This is a genomic window from Mesorhizobium sp. WSM4310 (assembly GCF_007003935.1).
GTDB lineage: Bacteria > Pseudomonadota > Alphaproteobacteria > Rhizobiales > Rhizobiaceae > Mesorhizobium.
The window spans coordinates 71,552-90,049 of record NZ_VFTA01000026.1 but is presented as its reverse complement, the minus strand read 5'-3'; the positions used below and the strand labels follow the sequence as shown (position 1 = coordinate 90,049).

Annotated in this window: 26 protein-coding genes, 2 tRNA genes and 1 pseudogene; 11 read left to right on the top strand and 18 right to left on the bottom strand. The window is 61.3% G+C overall.

The genetic code is table 11. The annotated features are described in order from the left end of the window. Positions 1–1,298 (bottom strand): sensor histidine kinase (locus FJV80_RS24825; RefSeq protein WP_142877710.1); only part of this gene is annotated, 1,298 nt, incomplete at its 3' end. Continuing rightward, on the bottom strand, positions 1,285–1,956 hold the full coding sequence (locus FJV80_RS24820; protein WP_142877709.1) for a response regulator: 672 nt from the start codon (positions 1,954–1,956) through the stop codon (positions 1,285–1,287). The genes FJV80_RS24820 and FJV80_RS24825, both read right to left, overlap by 14 nt. 483 nt (positions 1,957–2,439) lie before the next feature. On the opposite strand from FJV80_RS24820, the gene FJV80_RS24815 reads away from it, so the two are divergent. Beyond that, complete coding sequence (locus FJV80_RS24815; RefSeq protein ID WP_095788315.1) at positions 2,440–2,682, top strand: DUF680 domain-containing protein; 243 nt, start codon at positions 2,440–2,442, stop codon at positions 2,680–2,682. 213 nt (positions 2,683–2,895) lie between these two features. Further along, the gene (locus FJV80_RS24810) at positions 2,896–3,135 is read left to right on the top strand and encodes a DUF680 domain-containing protein (RefSeq protein ID WP_095770627.1); all 240 of its coding nucleotides are present in this window, start codon (positions 2,896–2,898) and stop codon (positions 3,133–3,135) included. Positions 3,136–3,181: 46 nt separating this feature from the next. On the opposite strand, the gene FJV80_RS24805 is transcribed toward FJV80_RS24810, so the two are convergent. From FJV80_RS24805 to purM, 4 genes are read right to left on the bottom strand one after another with little or no spacing between them, the layout of a single operon-like run. Then, positions 3,182–3,691, bottom strand: a complete 510-nt coding sequence (locus FJV80_RS24805; protein WP_142877708.1) for a histidine phosphatase family protein — start codon at positions 3,689–3,691, stop codon at positions 3,182–3,184. Beyond that, the gene (locus FJV80_RS24800) at positions 3,691–4,032 is read right to left on the bottom strand and encodes a hypothetical protein (RefSeq protein ID WP_142877707.1); all 342 of its coding nucleotides are present in this window, start codon (positions 4,030–4,032) and stop codon (positions 3,691–3,693) included. The genes FJV80_RS24805 and FJV80_RS24800 overlap by 1 nt, the downstream gene beginning before the upstream one ends. 10 nt (positions 4,033–4,042) lie before the next feature. Beyond that, the gene (gene purN, locus FJV80_RS24795; protein ID WP_142877706.1) at positions 4,043–4,756 is read right to left on the bottom strand and encodes a phosphoribosylglycinamide formyltransferase; all 714 of its coding nucleotides are present in this window, start codon (positions 4,754–4,756) and stop codon (positions 4,043–4,045) included. Next, positions 4,753–5,862, bottom strand: coding sequence for a phosphoribosylformylglycinamidine cyclo-ligase (gene purM / locus FJV80_RS24790; protein WP_095770623.1), 1,110 nt, complete (start codon positions 5,860–5,862; stop codon positions 4,753–4,755). The genes purN and purM overlap by 4 nt, the downstream gene beginning before the upstream one ends. 203 nt (positions 5,863–6,065) lie before the next feature. Here purM and FJV80_RS24785 point away from each other — a divergent pair, with 203 nt between their 5' ends. The 3 genes from FJV80_RS24785 to hdaA are packed head-to-tail and all read left to right on the top strand — an operon-like array spanning position 6,066 to position 8,504. Beyond that, positions 6,066–6,623: a CDP-alcohol phosphatidyltransferase family protein gene (locus FJV80_RS24785; RefSeq protein WP_142877705.1), complete on the top strand. Its 558-nt coding sequence runs from the start codon at positions 6,066–6,068 to the stop codon at positions 6,621–6,623. Next, complete coding sequence (locus FJV80_RS24780; protein ID WP_095791782.1) at positions 6,595–7,803, top strand: AI-2E family transporter; 1,209 nt, start codon at positions 6,595–6,597, stop codon at positions 7,801–7,803. Before FJV80_RS24785 ends, FJV80_RS24780 begins: the two co-directional genes overlap by 29 nt. Beyond that, positions 7,800–8,504 (top strand): DnaA regulatory inactivator HdaA, encoded by a 705-nt coding sequence (hdaA, locus tag FJV80_RS24775; RefSeq protein WP_095770620.1) that lies wholly within the window; start codon positions 7,800–7,802, stop codon positions 8,502–8,504. The genes FJV80_RS24780 and hdaA overlap by 4 nt, the downstream gene beginning before the upstream one ends. A 391-nt stretch (positions 8,505–8,895) precedes the next feature. Here hdaA and FJV80_RS24770 read toward each other — a convergent pair. Beyond that, a tRNA-Pro gene (locus FJV80_RS24770) sits at positions 8,896–8,972 on the bottom strand. A 125-nt stretch (positions 8,973–9,097) separates the two neighbouring features. Between FJV80_RS24770 and FJV80_RS24765 the strand changes: the two genes are divergently transcribed. Further along, positions 9,098–9,403 (top strand): ETC complex I subunit, encoded by a 306-nt coding sequence (locus FJV80_RS24765; RefSeq protein WP_015318428.1) that lies wholly within the window; start codon positions 9,098–9,100, stop codon positions 9,401–9,403. Positions 9,404–9,449: 46 nt separating this feature from the next. Beyond that, positions 9,450–9,526: transfer RNA gene (locus FJV80_RS24760), tRNA-Arg, on the top strand. 87 nt (positions 9,527–9,613) lie between these two features. Here the strand turns inward: FJV80_RS24760 and FJV80_RS24755 are convergent. From FJV80_RS24755 to FJV80_RS24725, 7 genes are all read right to left on the bottom strand, one after another. Beyond that, positions 9,614–10,639: a tyrosine-type recombinase/integrase gene (locus tag FJV80_RS24755; RefSeq protein ID WP_246689051.1), complete on the bottom strand. Its 1,026-nt coding sequence runs from the start codon at positions 10,637–10,639 to the stop codon at positions 9,614–9,616. A 216-nt stretch (positions 10,640–10,855) separates the two neighbouring features. Further along, positions 10,856–11,242 (bottom strand): HNH endonuclease, encoded by a 387-nt coding sequence (locus FJV80_RS24750; RefSeq protein ID WP_348643991.1) that lies wholly within the window; start codon positions 11,240–11,242, stop codon positions 10,856–10,858. 27 nt (positions 11,243–11,269) lie between these two features. Then, a complete protein-coding gene (locus tag FJV80_RS24745; RefSeq protein ID WP_142877702.1) occupies positions 11,270–11,785 on the bottom strand; it encodes a hypothetical protein in 516 nt (171 codons plus the stop codon). A gap of 63 nt (positions 11,786–11,848) precedes the next feature. Further along, positions 11,849–12,496, bottom strand: a complete 648-nt coding sequence (locus FJV80_RS24740) for a lambda exonuclease family protein (RefSeq protein ID WP_142877701.1) — start codon at positions 12,494–12,496, stop codon at positions 11,849–11,851. Beyond that, complete coding sequence (locus FJV80_RS24735; protein ID WP_185975262.1) at positions 12,493–13,275, bottom strand: ERF family protein; 783 nt, start codon at positions 13,273–13,275, stop codon at positions 12,493–12,495. Before FJV80_RS24735 ends, FJV80_RS24740 begins: the two co-directional genes overlap by 4 nt. Further along, the gene (locus tag FJV80_RS24730; protein ID WP_142877699.1) at positions 13,272–13,502 is read right to left on the bottom strand and encodes a hypothetical protein; all 231 of its coding nucleotides are present in this window, start codon (positions 13,500–13,502) and stop codon (positions 13,272–13,274) included. The genes FJV80_RS24735 and FJV80_RS24730 overlap by 4 nt, the downstream gene beginning before the upstream one ends. Next, positions 13,502–13,717 carry a hypothetical protein gene (locus FJV80_RS24725; RefSeq protein ID WP_142877698.1) on the bottom strand — a complete coding sequence of 72 codons (216 nt, stop codon included), beginning with the start codon at positions 13,715–13,717 and terminating at the stop codon, positions 13,502–13,504. Before FJV80_RS24725 ends, FJV80_RS24730 begins: the two co-directional genes overlap by 1 nt. A gap of 398 nt (positions 13,718–14,115) precedes the next feature. On the opposite strand from FJV80_RS24725, the gene FJV80_RS24715 reads away from it, so the two are divergent. After that, positions 14,116–14,415, top strand: coding sequence for a hypothetical protein (locus FJV80_RS24715; protein WP_142877696.1), 300 nt, complete (start codon positions 14,116–14,118; stop codon positions 14,413–14,415). 42 nt (positions 14,416–14,457) lie between these two features. On the opposite strand, the gene FJV80_RS24710 is transcribed toward FJV80_RS24715, so the two are convergent. From FJV80_RS24710 to FJV80_RS24695, 3 genes are all read right to left on the bottom strand, one after another. Continuing rightward, positions 14,458–14,877: a hypothetical protein gene (locus tag FJV80_RS24710; protein WP_142877695.1), complete on the bottom strand. Its 420-nt coding sequence runs from the start codon at positions 14,875–14,877 to the stop codon at positions 14,458–14,460. After that, positions 14,870–15,391 carry a type II toxin-antitoxin system HicB family antitoxin gene (locus tag FJV80_RS24705; protein WP_142877694.1) on the bottom strand — a complete coding sequence of 174 codons (522 nt, stop codon included), beginning with the start codon at positions 15,389–15,391 and terminating at the stop codon, positions 14,870–14,872. Before FJV80_RS24705 ends, FJV80_RS24710 begins: the two co-directional genes overlap by 8 nt. Positions 15,392–15,766: 375 nt before the next feature. Continuing rightward, positions 15,767–16,600, bottom strand: coding sequence for a S24 family peptidase (locus tag FJV80_RS24695; protein WP_246689050.1), 834 nt, complete (start codon positions 16,598–16,600; stop codon positions 15,767–15,769). Positions 16,601–16,609: 9 nt separating this feature from the next. Here FJV80_RS24695 and FJV80_RS24690 point away from each other — a divergent pair, with 9 nt between their 5' ends. The 3 genes and pseudogenes from FJV80_RS24690 to FJV80_RS24680 all read left to right on the top strand — a co-directional run bounded on the left by FJV80_RS24690 (position 16,610) and on the right by FJV80_RS24680 (position 17,762). After that, the gene (locus FJV80_RS24690) at positions 16,610–16,795 is read left to right on the top strand and encodes a hypothetical protein (RefSeq protein ID WP_246689049.1); all 186 of its coding nucleotides are present in this window, start codon (positions 16,610–16,612) and stop codon (positions 16,793–16,795) included. Next, positions 16,792–17,037: pseudogene (locus FJV80_RS35270) on the top strand (DUF2312 domain-containing protein); the annotation flags it as partial. The gene FJV80_RS24690 and the pseudogene FJV80_RS35270, both read left to right, overlap by 4 nt. Positions 17,038–17,576: 539 nt before the next feature. Next, the gene (locus FJV80_RS24680; RefSeq protein WP_142877690.1) at positions 17,577–17,762 is read left to right on the top strand and encodes a hypothetical protein; all 186 of its coding nucleotides are present in this window, start codon (positions 17,577–17,579) and stop codon (positions 17,760–17,762) included. Positions 17,763–18,114: 352 nt separating this feature from the next. On the opposite strand, the gene FJV80_RS24675 is transcribed toward FJV80_RS24680, so the two are convergent. After that, entirely contained in the window at positions 18,115–18,486 is a 372-nt protein-coding gene (locus FJV80_RS24675; protein ID WP_142877689.1) for a hypothetical protein, read from the bottom strand. Positions 18,487–18,498 lie beyond the last annotated feature (12 nt).

Sequence of the window (18,498 nt, the reverse complement as noted above, 5' to 3'; positions counted from 1 at the left end):
GGGGGCGCCCCCCCGCCGGCGTTTTCGACGACCTCGCGCACGATGGCGAGCCCCAGCCCGCTGCCTTCCTCGGTCGAGCCGGCGATGCGGTAGAAGCGCTCGAACACGTGATCCCGCTCTTCCACTGGAATGCCAGGCCCGTCGTCGGTGACCGTCAGCACGGCTTCGCCATCGACGGCCGCCAGCCTCACAGTGACGCTGCCACCTGACGAGGAGTAGCGCAGCGCATTGTCGACGAGGTTGACGATCATTTCGCGCAGCATGGTGCCGTCGCCGATGACCGGCGCGGGGCCGGCTTCCTCGAGGCCGAGATCGACGTTGCGGCTGACGGCAATCGGCGCATGGGTTTCCAGAACCTGGCGAGCCGCTTCGGTCAGGTCGACACGGTCGGCGCGCGGCCGTCGGCTACCCGGCTCGGCTCTCGACAAGGTCAGCAGTTGTTCGGCAAGCCGTGCCAGGCGGCCAGAGCTTGCCTGCAAGGCCACCAGCGCCTCGTGGCGGGCATCGGGGACGGTTTCTCGCAGCGCGTAGCTCGCCTGCGTCGACAGCAGCGCCAGCGGCGTGCGCAACTGATGCGCGGCATTGGCGACGAAGCGGCGTTGCGACGCCATCTGGGCCCGCACGCGTGCCATATAGGCGTTGAGCGCTTCGATCAGCGGGCGGATTTCGCTTTGGGCGCCCGGCACTTCGACCGGGTCGAGGTCGCTGCGGTTCGGCGAACGCACTGCGTCGCGCAGCCTGATGAGCGGCGCCAGGCCCCGATGCAGGCCAAGGAGCACGAAAAGGCCGGCGATCGCCACCAGCGCCAACTGCTGGGCAAAGGCGCCAAACCAGAGTCGCCGCACCATCGCGTCATGTCCGGCAAGGGTGACGCCGACGGTAACCGATATCGGCGAATCCTTGCCGGCGCCGACCACACCCTGGCTGAAGGTAAGCAGCCGCAGCCGGTGGTCGCGATAGGTTGCCTCGGTGCTGGACGGCGTCAACGCCTCCGGCAGATTGGGATAGCCGGTCAGCAGCCGCCCTCTGGCAGTCTTGACATGGTAGTAGACGCTGTCGCGGTCGCCCGTATCGAACATCTCGATCGCTGCCGGCGGGATCGTGGCATCGAGCACGCCATCGGTCATGGCGACCTGCTCGGCGATGGTCCGCGCCGAGCCGAGCAGCATTCGGTCGGTGACCAGGTTGGCTGTGGCCAGCGCGCTGCCATGGCTGGTCCACAGATTAATGGTGGCGAGTCCGGCCAGTGGCAGCACCACCCATGCCAACAACTGCAGGCGGAGGCTATTGATCTTCATGCCGCAGAAGATAGCCGAGGCCACGCAAGGTGGCGATCTGGACCCGCGACCCTTCGAGCTTCTTGCGCACGCGATGCACATAGATCTCGATGGCGCTGGGGTCGGCATCGGTCTCGAAATCATAGATCGCCGCCGAAAGTGCCGCCTTGCTCACCGTGCGCCCGGCCTTCACCATCAATTGCTCCAGCACCGCATGTTCGCGAGGTGTGAGCGCCAGTGGTTCACAGGCCAGCGAAAACAGCCTTGTGTTGGTGTCGAAGACGAGATCGCCGCAGGCAACGACAGGTGCGGTGCGGTCGTTGGCGCGTCGCAGCTGCGCCCGAATACGGGCCTCGAGCTCCTCGATCTGGAATGGCTTGGCCAGATAGTCGTCGGCGCCTTCGTTGAGGCCCTTGACCCTGCCGTCGAGGCTGGCATTGGCGGTCAGCACGATCACCGGCACCCGGTTGCCGCGCGCCCGCAGCATGCGCAGCACCTCCAGGCCGCCCATGCGCGGCAGTGCCAGGTCTAGGATGACGAGCGCATGGTCGCCCGCCGCCAGCGCGTGCTCGACATCCTCGCCCTCATGGACGATGTCGACCACATAATTCGCCTGGCGCAGGGTCTTGCCCAGCCAGTCGGCCAGTTCGCGGTTGTCCTCAACGAGCAGCAGTCGCATATCTATGACAGTCCGGATTCATTTGCGGCCTTCCAGCGGATCGCCTTGGCCTGATGGGCGGCGGCACCCCTGATCTCTCTTGAATGAGCGACAGTATCGATCTCAACGCAAGACAAATGCGGGCTCGGCGAGGGTAGCAGCAGGCCTTTGCAGGTTTCGATCAGCCTATTCTCGCTTCAAATCGAACCGAACGGTTCGGTTCGGGTTGACAGATTGTGTCGCAAACAGTGAACAATCGCCTCCAAAAGCGCTCCGATCTTGTCGGAAGGGCTGAACTTAATAAACTGAAATGATTGCATAAATTGCGTTGAAATTGCTGCGCATGCAATATGCATTGTCTATAATATAAGGAAATTCTGCAAAGCCGACGCGACTGGTAATCCAAAAGGCATTCCCTACTTCGGGGTGGTCCGAGCGACGCGAAATTCCTCCCAAGGGCACGCCACCAGACGGACAGGACAGATAAATATTGGAGTAAAGAAAATGACCAAGATCGCTCTTACCGCCGCCGCCATCCTCGCCGCCACGGGCGCCGCTTTCGCCGGCAGCGACCATTATGGCTCCGGCAACTATGGTTCCAACAACGTCAACCAGCCGGTTGCCAGCCAGTCGTCCTCGAACATCGACACCACCTATACCGGTTCGATCGTGAAGTCTTTGAAGACACAGGGCGACGCCAATGCCAACGTGCCGGCTCAGTCGGGCCAGGGCATCTGGGGCCGTTAGTTCCTCCAATCCCCGGAAGATTGACAAAGAGCGGTGGGCCTGGCCCGCCGCTCTTGTTTTGCGCAGCAGGGCAGGCATCGGTTTCAAGCAGCCGGGTCTTTGCAACCGGCGGAAAAGCTCCGCCTCCGGGAATAAAACCAGACGGCCTCGGGTCTTATTCCTGCGAAACCGTCCTCCCAAGACGCCGCCCAACGGATGAGACAGGAGATTGAAATGAACAAGATCGCTATCGCCATAACCGCCATCCTCCTTGCGACCGGCGGCGCCCTTGCCGGCAGTGACCATTATGGCTCCGACAATGCCAACCAGCCGGTTGCCTCGATTGCCGGGGTGGATCACGCCGCCACCGGCGCGGTAAAGGACACGGATATGGCCGGGCGCAAGGCAGCCGATACCAGGATGAAGACCACCACCGACTGGCCGGAACCCGGCCAGGGTATTTGGGGCAACTGAGGTCTCGGGCGCGGCGGGCTTGCCCGCCGCATGCCCGGCAGGACTGCTAGCTCAGATCCTTCGGGCGCAGGCAATGCGTCAGTCGTGCCGCCGAAAGGCCAGACCAGTCGCTGTCGAAGACAAGGCGCGCGATGGCTGCCGTGGGGAACTTTTCCTCGAGCCTCTTATGGGCTTTGGTCTCCGAGCCGGATCCGGCAAGCTGTTTCGCCAGATCCTCCAGGCCCGGATTGTGGCCAACCACCACCAGGCAGCGGCTTGATGGGTCGACTTTACGAATCTGGCTCAGAATATCCGCCGCCGAAGCCTCGTAGAGCGCTTCGGCAAACACGACCCGGGGATGTGCCGGCAGTTCCGCGGCGACCAGCCGCCATGTATCACGGGTGCGCAGAGCCGACGACACCAGCACAAGATCGGGCAGCCAGTCGCGCGCCGCAAGCTCCCGCCCCACCAATTTGGCCGCCTTCAATCCGCGTTCGGCCAGCGGCCGGTCGACATCGTCGAGATCAGGGTCGTCCCAGCTCGATTTGGCGTGGCGCAGGAGAAGAAGCTGTTTCATCAATTTGCGTCCGACCAGGGAATGTCGGCATGAAAGTCCTTGCCATATCCCCCGCCGTGCCTTGTGCCGCCTTCGACATAGAAGGCCGCCGCCAACTGGCCATGGATGAATAGGCCGACACGCCGTTCGCCGTTGTCCCGTTTAACGACAACGTCGGTTTCGGCGATCGGCCAGGCTCCGGAACGAATGTGTATTGTTCCGACGATTGGCCCGACGGTTCTGCCCTGCATTTCACAGAGGTAAAAATATGCCGTGGCGTTTTGCGGGTCTCCAGCCTCGTCATATTCGAAAACGCCGGCCAGGTCGCCTTTAATGCGGATCGCAGTGTCGAAAACGTCCATTGGCCTCGGCTCAGGGCGTAATCCGCGCCAGATGCTCCAGATCGGCTTCCTCGCGCAGCGGATCGGGCGCCATCACCACCGAGGTGCCGTTGTCGGCATCGTCGGCAAAGTGAGCGAGCACCGTGCGCCCGGCCTCCATGCGCGCCTTGCCTTCGGCGACCAGGCCCAGAGCCAGCGGATAAAGCCGGTGTTCGGCCTTCAGCACCCGGGCAGCAAGCGTATCGGCATTGTCGCCGACCATCACCGGCACGGCCGCCTGGGCGATGATCGGCCCGTCGTCCATCTCCGACGTGACGAAATGCACGGTGCAGCCATGGATGCGCAGGCCGGCGGCCAGCGCGCGCGCATGGGTGTCGAGGCCCTTGAATGCCGGCAGCAGGGCAGGGTGGATGTTGATCATCCGGCCCTGCCATTTCTGGACGAAGCCGGAGGAGAGGATGCGCATGTAGCCGGCCAGGGCCACGATCTCGGCATTGAAGGCGGCGAGTGCGGCGTCGATCGCCGCGTCATGCGCCTGCTTGCTGCCATGGTTGGCGCGGGCAATGACCTGCGTGGCGATGCCGCGTGCCTTGGCGATTCCGAGGCCGGCGGCGTCGGCCTTGTCTGAAATCACGCCGACGATCTCGGCCGGGAAGGCCGGGTCGCTGGCCGCGGCGATCAGCGCGGTCATGTTGGAGCCGCGCCCCGAGATCAGGACGACAGTGCGTTTTCTCTGCGTGCTCATAGGCCGATCGAGCCCCGATAGATGACGCCGGCATCGCGGCGCGGCACGATGCGGCCGATCGGCGTCACCGTCTCGCCGGCTTCCTGCAGCACGGCGGCGACCTGCGCCGCCTGGCCGGAGGCGACCGCCAGGATCATGCCGACGCCGCAATTGAAGGTGCGCATCATCTCTTCCGGCGCCACGCCGCCGGTCTTGGCCAGCCACGAGAACACCGCCGGCACGTCTATGGCTTCCAGGTCGAGTTCGGCCGAAAAATCCTTGGGCAGCACGCGCGGAATGTTTTCCGGGAAACCGCCGCCGGTGATGTGCGCCAGCGCCTTGATGCCATGCGTGTTGCGGATCGCCTTGAGGATGGACTTGACGTAGATGCGGGTCGGTTCGAGCAACGCCTCGGCAAGCGTCGCCTCGTCGTTGAACGGCGCCGGATCGCTCCATGCCAGGCCACTGGCGGCGACGATGCGGCGCACCAGCGAAAAACCGTTCGAATGCAAGCCCGAGGAAGCGAGGCCCAAAAGCACGTCGCCTTCGACGATGTCGTCGGTGGGCAAAAGCTGGCCGCGTTCGGCCGCGCCCACGGCAAAGCCGGCGAGATCATAGTCCTTGCCGTGATACATGCCGGGCATTTCCGCCGTCTCGCCGCCGATCAGCGCGCAGCCGGCCTGCCGGCAGCCCTCGGCGATGCCGCCGACGATCGCCGCTCCCTGGTCGGGATCGAGCTTGCCGGTGGCGAAATAGTCGAGGAAGAACAGCGGTTCGGCGCCCTGCACGACGATGTCGTTGACGCACATGGCGACGAGGTCGATGCCGATCGTGTCGTGCTTGCCGGCATCGATGGCGATCTTGAGCTTGGTTCCTACACCATCATTGGCGGCGACCAGCACAGGATCGGTAAAGCCGGCCGCCTTGAGGTCGAACAACCCGCCGAAACCGCCGATCTCGCCATCCGCACCCGGCCGGCGCGTGGCACGCACCAGCGGCTTGATCTTCTCGACCATGAGATTGCCGGCATCGATATCGACGCCGGCCTCGGCATAGGTGAGCCCGTTCCTGCGCTTGCTCGTTTTGGCCTGGCCCGTTTTGGGCTGGCTTGTGTCGCGCTTGCTCATCGCAATTTTCCTGCTCGTTTGCGGGCTCTTCGCATGAACGGTTTCGGTCCGCAAGGATAACGGCGGAGCCGAGCGCCATTTGACCTGACAAAAGCGTGGATAGAATGGCATAGGATTGGCGCTCGCGCCTGGAACGAACTGTCCTTGTGGCGGCTCTCCATCTCCTTCATCTATCTCCAAACAGCGCATGGCGGGACAATGAGTTGACCATCCCCAATCTGATCACCATCCTGCGCCTTCTCCTGGTGCCTGCCGTGGTGCTGGCCATGCTGCAGGCCCGTTGGGACTGGGCCTTTGCCGGCCTCGTCATCGCCGGCGTCTCGGATGGCATCGACGGCTTCATCGCCCGCCGCTTCAACCAGCAGTCCGAACTCGGCGCCTATCTGGATCCGATGGCCGACAAGCTGCTTCTGGTTTCGGTGTTCGTCGTCATGGGCTTCATCGGGCAATTGCCGCTGTGGCTGGTCGTCACCATGGTGTCGCGCGATGCGCTGATCATCTGCGCGGTCCTGTTGTCCACCGTGATGGCGCACCCGGTCGAGATAAAGCCGTTCCTGGTGTCGAAAGCCAATACCGCCATCCAGATCGTGCTGGCGGCGGTCGCGCTGGGCGAGCTCGCCTTTGCCCTGCACCTCGACCCTCTGCGGCCAGCCCTCATATTGCTGTCCGGGGTCTTGACCGTGGCTTCGGCCGCAGCCTATCTCGTGGCTTGGCTGAGGCATATGAGCGGCTATGGCGAAGGCTCCAATCCGAACATCTGAGAAAGAAGCAGCGGTGATCGAGGCCGCGGCTGCCGATCTTGTCGCGGCCTCCGCGTTCCGCCGGCAGATCTCCTTCTGGGTGGCCGGCGTCGCCGCGCTTGCGTTGTTCCTCTATGTATTCAGCGCCATCCTGCTGCCCTTCGTCGCCGGCATGGTGCTTGCCTACTTCCTCGATCCGGTCGCCGACCGGCTGCAGCGGCTTGGCCTGTCGCGTTTCATGGCGACGGTGGTCATCCTGATCACCTTCCTCATCGTGCTGGTGCTGGCCTTTGTCATCCTCATTCCGGTCTTGGCGACGCAGATGGCCGATTTCGCAGGCAAACTGCCGGAATACCTGACCCGGCTGCAGAGCCTGATCACCTCCTTCGATCCGAAATGGCTGGAGCAGAAATTCGGCGTCAACGCCAATGGCTTGCGTGATGGGCTGAATTCGCTGCTGACCTCGGGTTTCGGCCTGCTCACCACGGTCTTCACCTCGATCTGGAGTTCGGGCGTGGCGCTGGTCTCGGTGGTCAGCCTGTTCGTGGTGACGCCGGTGGTTGCCTTCTACATGCTGCTCGACTGGGACCGCATGGTGGCGGTTATCGACAGCTGGGTGCCGCGCGACAACGTCGCGACCGTGCGCGCCATTGCGCGCGACATCAACACCGCGACCGCCGGTTTCGTGCGCGGCCAGGGCACGCTCTGCCTGGTGCTCGGCGCCATGTACGCCACCGGTCTGACGCTGACCGGGCTGAACTTCGCCATCCTGATCGGCCTGTTCGCCGGGCTGATCTCGTTCATTCCCTATGTCGGCTCGCTGACCGGGCTGGTTCTGGCGGTCGGCGTCGCTTTTGTGCAGTTCTGGCCGGACTGGACAATGATCGTCGCCGTCGCCGTGGTCTTCTTCATCGGCCAGTTCATCGAAGGCAACATCCTGCAGCCCAGGCTGGTCGGCAAAAGCGTCGGCCTGCATCCGGTGTGGCTGATGTTCGCTCTGTTCGCCTTCGGCGCGCTGTTCGGTTTTGTCGGTCTGCTGATTGCCGTGCCGGCTTCCGCCGCCGTCGCCGTTCTGGTGCGCTTCGCCATCGCCCGCTATCTCGAATCGCCGCTTTACAAGGGTCACGCGACAGAGGCTGCGCCGCCGCTGCCGGCCGATCGTGGCGGCGGCCACCGCACCCAACCACGTCGCTCGAAGTGACCGCCCAGCGAACCGATCCGCCGCGCCAGCTGCCGCTCGATCTCGGCCACGGCACAGGCTATTCGCGCGACGAACTCGTCGTCTCCGGCACCAACAACCAGGCGGCGGCACTGGTCGACCGCTGGCCGGACTGGCCCTCGCCTGTGGTGGTGCTGGCAGGTCCCGCCGGCTCCGGCAAGTCGCATCTGGCCGCCATCTGGCGTGCGCGCGCCAACGCGGTCGTGGTCGACGCCCGGCTCATCGGCGATTGCATCGCCAGTCTCGGCGCCCGGCCGGCGCTGATCGACGATGTCGATGCCGGCGCGGTCGACGAACAAGGCCTGTTCCATCTGATCAATGCGGTGCGCGGCGCCGGCTCGACGCTGCTGTTGACCGCACGGCGTTTTCCCTCGGCCTGGGGCGTGTCGCTGCCGGATCTGGCCTCGCGGCTGAAAGCGGCGGCGACGGTCGAGATCCATGAGCCCGACGACCTGCTGCTGGCCGGCGTCATCACCAAGCTGTTCGCCGACCGCCAGGTCGAGGTCGAACCGCATGTCGTGCAATATCTGGTGCGGCGCATCGAGCGCTCGCTGGCGACAGCCATGCGTGTGGTGGAGCGGCTGGACCGCACGGCGCTCGAGCGCAAGATGCCGATCACGCGGGCGCTCGCCGCCGAAACGGTCAGCGCGATGGATGAGGGGCAGGGCGCGTTCGAGATTTAGTAATCCTAAGGCGACCGGCAACAGGGCGTGTCCCATTTTGGGAAAGAACAGCTGGCATCCATCTTGCTGCACCAGCTTGCCGGCTGACCCCGGTCCTGATTGCGTTCCAAATCAGGTTGTAGGCTCGCCGGGATTGAGTTTGGGGTTCTCGCCCGGCGAGCTTGCCTTTAATTGATCTTAGGACCCGATCTATCCACGACCGACATAGAAAGCCCGCTCCCGGCTTGAAGTCGGGCGGGGGCGCTTATTCAACAGAACTGGACCGGCGCGTATCGTCGCATGGGAAGGCGGGAGCGCGTATCGCCCGATCAAGGGCACGACAAAGGCGGCGACCGTGGTTCAGGCTCTCGTGGCGGGCGAGGGCGCCTAGATCACATTGCTATGAAGAAGATGGTCGGAGTGGAGAGATTCGAACTCCCGACCCTCTGGTCCCAAACCAGATGCGCTACCAGCCTGCGCTACACTCCGAACGGTCTGTTGCCTATTCATTTCGGTGTTGGATGGCAAGAGCAAAAACCTTGCCGCCATGCGCATTGCGCAGTAATGACGGGCGAAGGGGCGGCGATGCTGCCTTGCACAACCATGAGGTGGCCATGTCCGCGCGCATTTTCAGCCCAGCCAAAACCGCGATGCAATCCGGCAAGGCCAAGACCGGCCACTGGGTGCTGGAATTCGACCCCGAGATGCGCAAGAAGATCGACCCCTTGATGGGCTATACGACGTCGGGAGACATGAGAAGCCAGATCAGGCTGACCTTCGACACGCGCGAAGAGGCCGTGGCCTACGCCGAAAAGGAAGGGCTTGCCTTCCGTGTCGAGGAGCCGAAAGAGACCAAGCGCCGCCAGATTTCCTATGCGGAGAATTTCCGCTATGACCGCAGGACGCCCTGGACGCATTGAACGGCGTCAGCGCCAGATATCCAGCCGGCCCCTTTGGCCGGCCAGCGGTCCCGTAGCTCAGCTGGATAGAGCACCGGCCTTCTAAGCCGATGGTCACAGGTTCGAATCCTGTCGGGATCGCCAATCTTTTCAAGTAGTTAGATGCCACATTGCGGCCGGAAGACCAACCGGAATTGGCCGTTTTACAAACCGTTTTACAGTTTTCGTTCCTCATGGGTTCCGTTCCATGCGCAAAATCACCGCGTCGCTGGCGTCTTGATCGTCGGCCAGGTAGTGCTTTTCCAGCACGGATTTGATCTCTGAAATCGAGTGGCCGGATATCTTGGCAATGTCCTCGACGCTCGACCCCTCCCGCGCCCGCTCAGTGATGAACGTTCCGCGCAGGTCGTGAAAGGTGACGCCTACGATTTGGAGGCGGGCACACTCCTTTCCCCAGGAGGTTTTGAAGCCGTCCTTGGTCCACGGCCGCTTTCGAGAGTTGAGCAGGATGCGCATCTTGTCCTTGTCGAGGACATCCAGCATCGCCTTCAACTTCGAATGGACGCGGACCTTCAGCTTCTTGCCACCCTTCGACTGGCGGAACTGAAGATAGATCCCGTCATAGTCCTTCCAGGATCGGGAAAGCAGGTCGCCCTGTCGCTGGCCGGTGTGCAGCGCCATTTCGAAGGCAAGCAGGAGGTGAGCGGGCGCGCCGGCACGGAAAGCCTTGATCTGCTCCTGTGACCACACGGATTCGCGCCGTGAGCCGTTGTACAGCCGTTCGATGCCGGTGCAGGGGTTCTTGTCGATCAGTTCGTCGGCGACGGCGTAGGAAAACACTTTGGACAGCGAGAACAGCAGCTTGTCGGCCTTGCGCGGGTTGGCAGCAAAGCTCCGGTGCCACTTCCTGATTTCGGCTTTCATGCCCTTTTGCTGGGTCAGCCTGACCGGCAGCTTCGGCCATTTCTCCTTGATGAGCCGGAACGCATAGAGATGGTCCGTCTGGGTAGTATCGGCCAGCGCCAGGAAATCAGGATTGCGCTTGTCCTCCGGGCCGGTGAACCGATCAATCAGCGTCTCAAGGGTTTCGACAATCTTAGGTGTCGCCAGCGCCTTGAGCTTAGCGTATTCCAGGGCGAAAGCCTCAGTGTGCGGCTTTGCCTCAATCTTCGGGCCGCCGCGCCATGCGTAGTGGTAGACGCGCGTCGATCCGTCGGCCAGCTTGCGCTTGACCGTATGGATGCCTTTAAGCGCCACCAGCACCGCTCCTGTCTCTCCACGCTAGATATTCGTCCAGCGTATCAAAGGCTTCGGGCGAAACATCGTCGTCAACTGGCTTCGGTGCCTGTGCGAGACTAGCGGGGATAAGGCGGAAAACCGCCGATCCTATCTTGACTTCGACAATCCCGCGCTCCGCCTCGGCCGCTCGCAGCAATGTTTGGGCCTGGCGTTGCGAAAGAGCGAGTGCCCGCGTCATCCTTTCCTCCACTCAACGCCATCTCGGGTCGGCGCGAAGCCGCGCGACCGTATCGGAGCTTTCGATTTCGGATAGACGCCTAGGTGCTTGGCGCGGACACGATCAGCTTTTTCCCGCAAAGCGTTTTCGTCGGCCGATTTGGCCTTGTGCGGTTCGACCAGGGCGGGCCGCAAGTTACTTTCCCGGTTCTCACCGCTCAACGACAGAGGCTTGATGTGCTCGAGCTCCCATTTCTCGCCAGCGCCGATGGGGCGCCCGCTGATATGGCAGATGCCGTTGGCGCGAAGGAAAATGCGGGCGCGGACGGTCGGCGGCGGCACTGAGTCGGGTGTCTTGCCGATCCATTCCTTGACGCTGCGGCCGCCGTTCGGGTCATCGATCATTGGCATCGATCTTTCCACTACTGGAGATCATGCGGCCTCACTTTTCGCGGTCGCGCCCCGTTCGACGCCGAGCAGATCGTCGAGAAAGTCGAGAACGGCTTGCTTGCTCTCCTGGAATCCCTTGGCGCCCATGGCCGGCACGGATTGGCTCTTGGCTGTCCAGATGCGCACCACGTTCTCGCGCGCCTCGATAATGGCGTAGTCGTCCAGCGGGCGGATGGTGCGAACCAGATCCAGCGCGGCCGATTTCGTCGCGCAGACATATTCGCGCTCGTCACGGTAGCCTTTCCGTATCAGGGCCTTTTTCCGGAGGTGTTCGGCAGTCGGGTAGATTTCGACCAGCTCGTCGGGAAGGTTCTGCCAGGCCGCATGGACGCAGGCGAAGAAATGCCGATGCGAATTGGCGGAACGGTCGTGATGCTCGACGATCCGGTAGACTTGGCCGACGACGAAAGCCTTGTCGGCGCGGGCGGCCCAAAATTGAGAGGCCGGCGAGAAAGAGCCATCGCCTTCGTACCTGACCATGATCGGTGCATCTGTCATCGGTCGTTCCTTCGAAGAAATGGCCGGCGGTACTCAAACACTGCCGCCGGCGGACGCTGGAGGTCAGCCAGCTAAAACGCTTTGAACGAGTTGGTTCTTGAGGACTTCGCCGCGCCGGTCATAGTTGCGGATGCGCTCCACAAGCTCGGCGAGCTCAGCGTTGAAAGCATCGATCTCGGCCGACATGTTGGCGATGTAGATGTCGTCGCGGAACACGCGGACGGTCAGCATGGGGAGCTTCGGCCAATAGCTGACAAAATCCCACCACTCACGGCCGGATATCCAGATATTGCCCTGCACCTGCGCCTTGTGCTCGGGAGGGAGTTTCCCGCTCATCAGGCGTTCGATCTGGATATCGGGCAGGGCGGTCTTGATCTCGAGGCCGCCTTCGTCGCCTACCAAGCTGTCAGGGCTCGCGCCCTTGTTGCCGTTGCGGATGAAGCCGATGCGCCGGATATCGGCGTCGTGGATGAAGGCATAGGTTTCCCGCGCCTCGTCCTCCATCGTCTTTCCGCGATCCATGTGCAGCGTTGTGAAGGATTCCATCGGCTCGCCGGTCAAAAGCTCGCCAGCCAACTGGCGCAGATATTTGGAGCGCGTCTTGCCTTCGCCCTTCGCCATTACGGTTGCGAATTTCGAGGCGGTCGGGATGCCGGCGCGGCAGGCGAACCACTCGGTTGAGCCTTGCTCGCAGTCGAAAATCTGCATCATGGCTTGGCCTTCCTCTGCTTGAGGACGCCGACGGCCTTGTCGTAGTGGACGGCCAGCATATCGGCGACGGCTTCGACCTTCGCCCACTGGCAGAATTTCACGATATCGGTGTCGGTCTCGTCGATGAGCTTCAGGATGGTGTTGCGCTGTTCGGTGGTGATCCGGTCCTCGACCTTTTCGTCGGCCTTCAGCCCGTCGTCGTCGTGGCTGACCGACAGGCCGAGCGCGATTTTCAGCGTGTAGCGCTGGAGGTATGTCGTCGTCGACGCGATAGCCTGGAGGCTGTTCTTGCCGGCGCCGTTGTCAGCCGGGCCGGAAAGCGGGGTGCGTGTGAAATGGCCGTCGACATGCTCCAGAATGCAGGTGATCGTGATGGGCCGGTCGGGGCCGTTGTCGCTCTCGTATCGGTAGCTCAGGCCGTATTTGGTCAGGACCGGCGTCACCTGCTTTTCGATGCCGGCAAGGTCTTCGTGCCTGTAATAGACGCGCTCTTTGCCGCTCGGCGTGTAATCCACGGCGCGCGTCCGCATGATCGGGCCAAGTTCCGCCTTGGCCGCCGACACTGCCTTGGTGAACGCTAACTTGGCGTTGCGTGCTTCCTCGCGGTCGCGAAGGTCCATCATCTGCTTGAGGATTTCGGCAGAGACGCCCTTTTCGAGCGCGAGGCCAACCATCTCCATGGGCGTCATTTCCCGGCGCTCGCCGGGGACGACGGCAACCGGGCCGGCGATCTGCGCCGCGTCATGCTCGACAAGGGCCTGTGAGGCGAGGGCGCTCATGCAAATTTCCTTTCCTGATAAGGCAGGTTTTCCGCTGCCCATTGGTCGTAGAGAGTGAGCCAGCGACGGCGCGCCGTGCGCAGTTCATCGGCGGGCGGCCCATAGCCGGAGAGCTTGGCGAATTCGGCGTCTTGGATGAGCGTGGCGAGCGCTGACAGCTGTTCATCGACGGGTTTGTCGGCGATTGCCGCGTCAACGTGCTCGGAGAAGAAGACCGGAGCGCCCATCACAGGCCCTCGTCCGTTTCGGGGTCTACTTCGAGCAAATCGAGATCAGCGGCGGGTATGCCGCGCTTCAACTGGTCAAGGGTCAGCTGGCCGACGCGGTAGTACCGGCCGCCGGCGGCGACGGTGTACTCGGTCCCGAGCAGGCCACCAAAAATCTTGGTGATGATGCGGAAATCCGCGCTTTCGGCGATGGCTTGGCGAAGGTGGGCGTTCATTGCCGCTCCTCATCAGGTGTGAGGAGACTATGCGATAATCGCACATACGGTGTCAATAAGAATTATGCGATAATCGCACAAACGATGCACAGACAAACTTTTCGTGCGCGAATCGGACTCGACTCGCCCGCTAGGTTCTGATTTCAGTAATGGAACAAATGGAGAACAGACATGGGCTTGGCAGTTAGAAAGGAAACCCGCGTTTTCACGCTTCACGTTCGGTGCACTAACTGCCTTCGCGAGAGTGTATTGCCAATTGAAATCCCCGATGAAGAGGGCGCACCGGCTAACGCTGACGACTTGGTCGAGAGCGGATGCCTAGATCGCATTCGCTTTCAGTGCGGCCCGTGCGAGAGCGTGATCGCACAGCTAATTGGTATCAGTGGTGGAGAATTGACATGATGCGGCAGGAAGAGGTCAAGCAATTCATCATCGTGGCGCCGACGAGCCGCAAGAACGAAATAGCATGCTGCCGGGAAAGGCTGGCGGACTATTTGGCCCGGTGCTTCCCGCGCTATGCGTTGGATGTCGCAAAGCTGGCGCCGGTCCGTGACGAGGACCACTTCATTCCAATCCCCGTCATGAGCTATCGACCGCCAGACGGGGACAGCCTCATGTGCAAGCCTGTCGAGAAATGGGTCCTACGTGAAATCGCGGATGCCTGCGCAGATTTCAAACCGCATCTGTTGTTGAGCTAAGATAGCCCGGATACAATCGCTTCCCTTAAAGGAGTGGGCTCGTCAATCGGGAGCTTCTACCTCTGAGGTGCCGTCATCGACGTCTAAGATTTCGACGTCGCCAGGATTTTGAGGAAGTGCCGGGAAATCTATACCTATCTGAGTGGATATGACTGAAAAAAGACTAGTAAATTTTGACCAAATTGCGTATTTCGCAACAACGATTGCCTTCTCCATGACGGCGTCGTTATTGGCACTGTTGAAAGCGCCGCCATATTCAATCTGCACAGATATTTTTGTTGACATCTCCTTGACGTGACGCCCGCAACTCAATCTTGCCGAAAAATAGTAGTTTCCTCCAAGTCGTTCTGGCTTGGTAATCCCAAGTGAATAGAAAAGCTCGTCCTCACCTACTGTGGTTTCTGGGTCAATTTCTATTTCTATTTTGGTAAGTCCGACTGTGATGTCATCTCCGTTAAGCATTTGTCTTCGTCCAAGGAGACTTATCGAGGCGGTGCCCCGTAAGCGGAACTCGCAACACAGCCGTCTCTGAATGGCGCCAGTTGCTCTCGTGCTTAATCCAATCAGTTGCCCTGAACATTTGCTGGACCTGTATAAGCGCTATTTCCCGCTTTGCAGCAAAGACGCTATCGACGCGCTCTTGGAATTTCCCGCATTCTAGTTTTTCATGGATAGCCGTGGCCACCCAGGAATTGAGGCTAACAGCGGCTTCCGCCGCCGCAAGAGCTGCGCCGCGGTGCACGTGCGGCTCAACGCGTACATTAAAGGAGCCTTTGAAAGGCTTTGATGGGGCCCGGCCTAACTCTCGACAATCCTCCAAATACGCGTCGATCAATTCAACTGCGGTAGCTTGAGCTTCGGATGCGCTGTCGCATTGCGCGACAAGAACGTCATCGATATGCAGCACCTTCACAAACAGGGCGCCATCGTCGAACTCGACAGAGCATTGATAGCCTTTGTGGGTCACTGTTCTCATAGCTCGTTCCTCTCGATGAGAGAGTCCCTAATCTGCCTTACCATATAGGGCGGAATCTCATTGCCTGGATGAGGCTCATGCAAGCGGATGATATGGCCGGTGTCTTTTCGCACGAATCTTCGACGACTCCCGCCCCCCGTCGAGGTTTCGGTGTATCCGAGACCTCTGAGTAGCGTGACTGTGTCTCTATATGAGTATGGTCCATCGCAAGCTTTGAACTCTAGCTTGAGCTTTTCTAGTCGGGCCACATCGGTCTCCGTGGCTTGCACTTAGACCGACTGTCACCGCCTCTGCAACTAATTTCTAGTCGCAGCCAATACGTAGGGCCTCGATTCCTTTCAGGCAAGTTAACTTTTTGCAATGCAGCATTGAAATTCATGATAGTGGCACGTCGTTAACGATGCGACGTACCAGCCCGACGATCTCGACCACAACGCCCGCATCGGCCGCCGCATCATGCTCGATAACAATCGGCTTATGTTTTGCGTTCGTGGATCTCGGGTGAAACTCGGTTCTGCCTTGGTACAGCTCAACCTGTTTGATCGACCATTCACGGAACATGCCAGCGTCCCGGGTGCGCTCTACAACCACGGTCATCCCGTCTCGCAAAGGCACCAAGTGGGCGACATCTTCATACGAAACGCATATCGCTCGGTCGCCTGGCAGGATAGGTCGCGGCTTTAGGTCATTCATGCTGTCGCCGGAAACATCGACGGCGAACTGCCGGGCATTTGGGAATTGAGAATCAGGTGGCAGCGAGAGCGTGACCGGCTCCGATTGATCCAAGTCGTCGACCTCACGGAACATTCCCGCTTCCGCGCGACCCGCAACCGGAACGGGGACGAGGCCGCCGACGACCGGCCGGATTTCAACATCTGGCGCGACCACACCGAAGTAGGCCGCCGCCCGTGCAACCTCTGCCGTCTTAAGCTGCCTTTTCCCGGCAACCAGCTTATTCATCGCCGACGGGTGAACGCCAAGCGCGTTTGCGAGGCCGGTTTGCGACTTACCGGGCTTCGCGAGGTTTTCAACAACCCAATCTCGATAACGGTCTGAGATCATGTGCGATTGTCGCACACAAAATTTTTTGCCGTCTTGTGCGAAGATCGCATAATCTGTCTTGACTGTTTTGTGCGATAATCGCATATATGCGGAATGCAGACCGCTCTTGATCCCGCTAACTCTATTATCGAACGCTTCGGCGGCCAAGACTCCGTCATGGAAATCACCGGTGCCAGCCGCACGCGCGTCTATCGATGGACTCAGCCTCGCGAGAAGGGCGGGACCGACGGTCTTATCCCGATGCCTCATGCCTCGAAGCTTTTGCAGCATGCCAAGGAAAACGGTCTGCCGGTGACGGCGGACGATTTCATGCCTGCGCCCCGCCAGGGGAGGGCAGCATGACCGACCTCACCGAAACCAGCCAGACAGTCGCCGCCGGTCAGCTGCGCGCCTTCATCGAGCGCATTGAGCGTGTCGAGGAAGAAATCAAAACGCTGAACGCCGACAAGTCCGAAATCTACAAGGAACTGCGCGGCGTCGGTTTCGACGTCAAGGCGGTTCGGCAGTGCGTCGCAGCTCGCAAGCTGGACAGCGCCGAGCGCGAAGAGCGCAACGCGATTTTCGACCTGTATTGGGAGGCTCTTACGGCCGCCTCTCGCGTGCACGTGCACGAGGAGCCCAAGCCCAGGGCCACGCAAACCCGCGCGGACAAGGCATCCAGCGCGAAGACGGCCAAGCTGGCCACCAACGTTCCGCACGACGCCGAAACCGGCGAGATTTTCGAACAGAATTCGTTCGCTCCGACATCCTCCCCGGAGCAGACGAACCAGCCCGGCACGGAACCTCCTCCCTCCGTGTCGGGCGCCAATTCCGAGATTCCTGACCACGCCACTTCGGGGGCTGCTGACGGCCAGCCCAGCAAACCAAGCTCGGAAGCTGCTCGCGCAAAAAATGATGGTCCTCAGAAGGCCGTCATTGGTCAGGAAGGGCCTGTACGGGGCCATTCCGAGCAAGCCGTCACCATTTCGGAAGCCGATGTTCCGGCATTCCTCAAGAAGGCACCGTCGCCAGCGCCAAACCCCGAGTGCCAGAAACCGCAGTCGTGCCGTTGGTCGCATAGCCAGGCCTCCTGTGCGAAGTGCGCCAATGACGCCGCCATAGCTCGGCAGCGGGGGAGGGCAGCATGAGCGGGCTAGCCCTCTATCTCTACGCTGCAGGTTCATTGCTGGCGGTTCAGTACAGCCATGAGATCGGCGACGGACGGCTTTCGATCGGCACCGTCGCGCTCGCTTTGTTCTGGCCTGTCACGATCCCCTTTGTTTGGTGCTGGGGCATCGTCCAGACGGTTATCGACGCGGTGCGGTCATGAGCGCGTCATTCGTCATCACTTGCACCTGTGATGGCACCTGGACCGCTCGCGATCCTGAAACCGGGGCGTTTGCCACCGGTGCCACTCGTTCCAAGGCTGAGGCGGAGTTGCGCCGCCTCATCGGCACCGCGAGGGAGGCGGCATGATTATCGTTCGCCCCCCTCGTTGCTACCCGCGCGTCCAGTTCTTCCAGGAGCCTACGCGCGGCCTGACCAATCGTCTCGAACTCACTGTTTGTATCGTGTCTGTGGGGCCTTTCCATGTTGTTCGATCCTCTCTGGAGCCGCCACCAGGCGGGCTCTCCGCTCTTCCGCGAAGTCGACCCGATGTCGACGCCCCGGCTGGCTGGACTTCAATCCAGCATGGGGCACCACAGAATGTCTTCGACCTTCGACCACAAAACTTTGCGGCTCGACATGGATGGCTTTTGCCGGTTCGCGAGGCGGGCGTTTCCGACATCGACAGCGGCACATCTCGCCAGCGTCGTCGGCGCCACAATGTCGACCGCGGAGAAATGGCTCAGCGGCCACACACGACCGTCCGGCGAACACCTCGCCGCGATGATTTCAGCCTTCGGCCCGGCCTTCCTTGCCGAAGCAGTTCCATCAACTCGCCAGTGGGCCGCGCCGATCATCGAGCGCGCAAGGCTGGCTGAAATCTCACGGCAGCTTTCCGAGATCTTGGAGGCTGCAGAATGATCTGAAGGAGGTGGCAATGCCAGCATTCCAGCATGCCG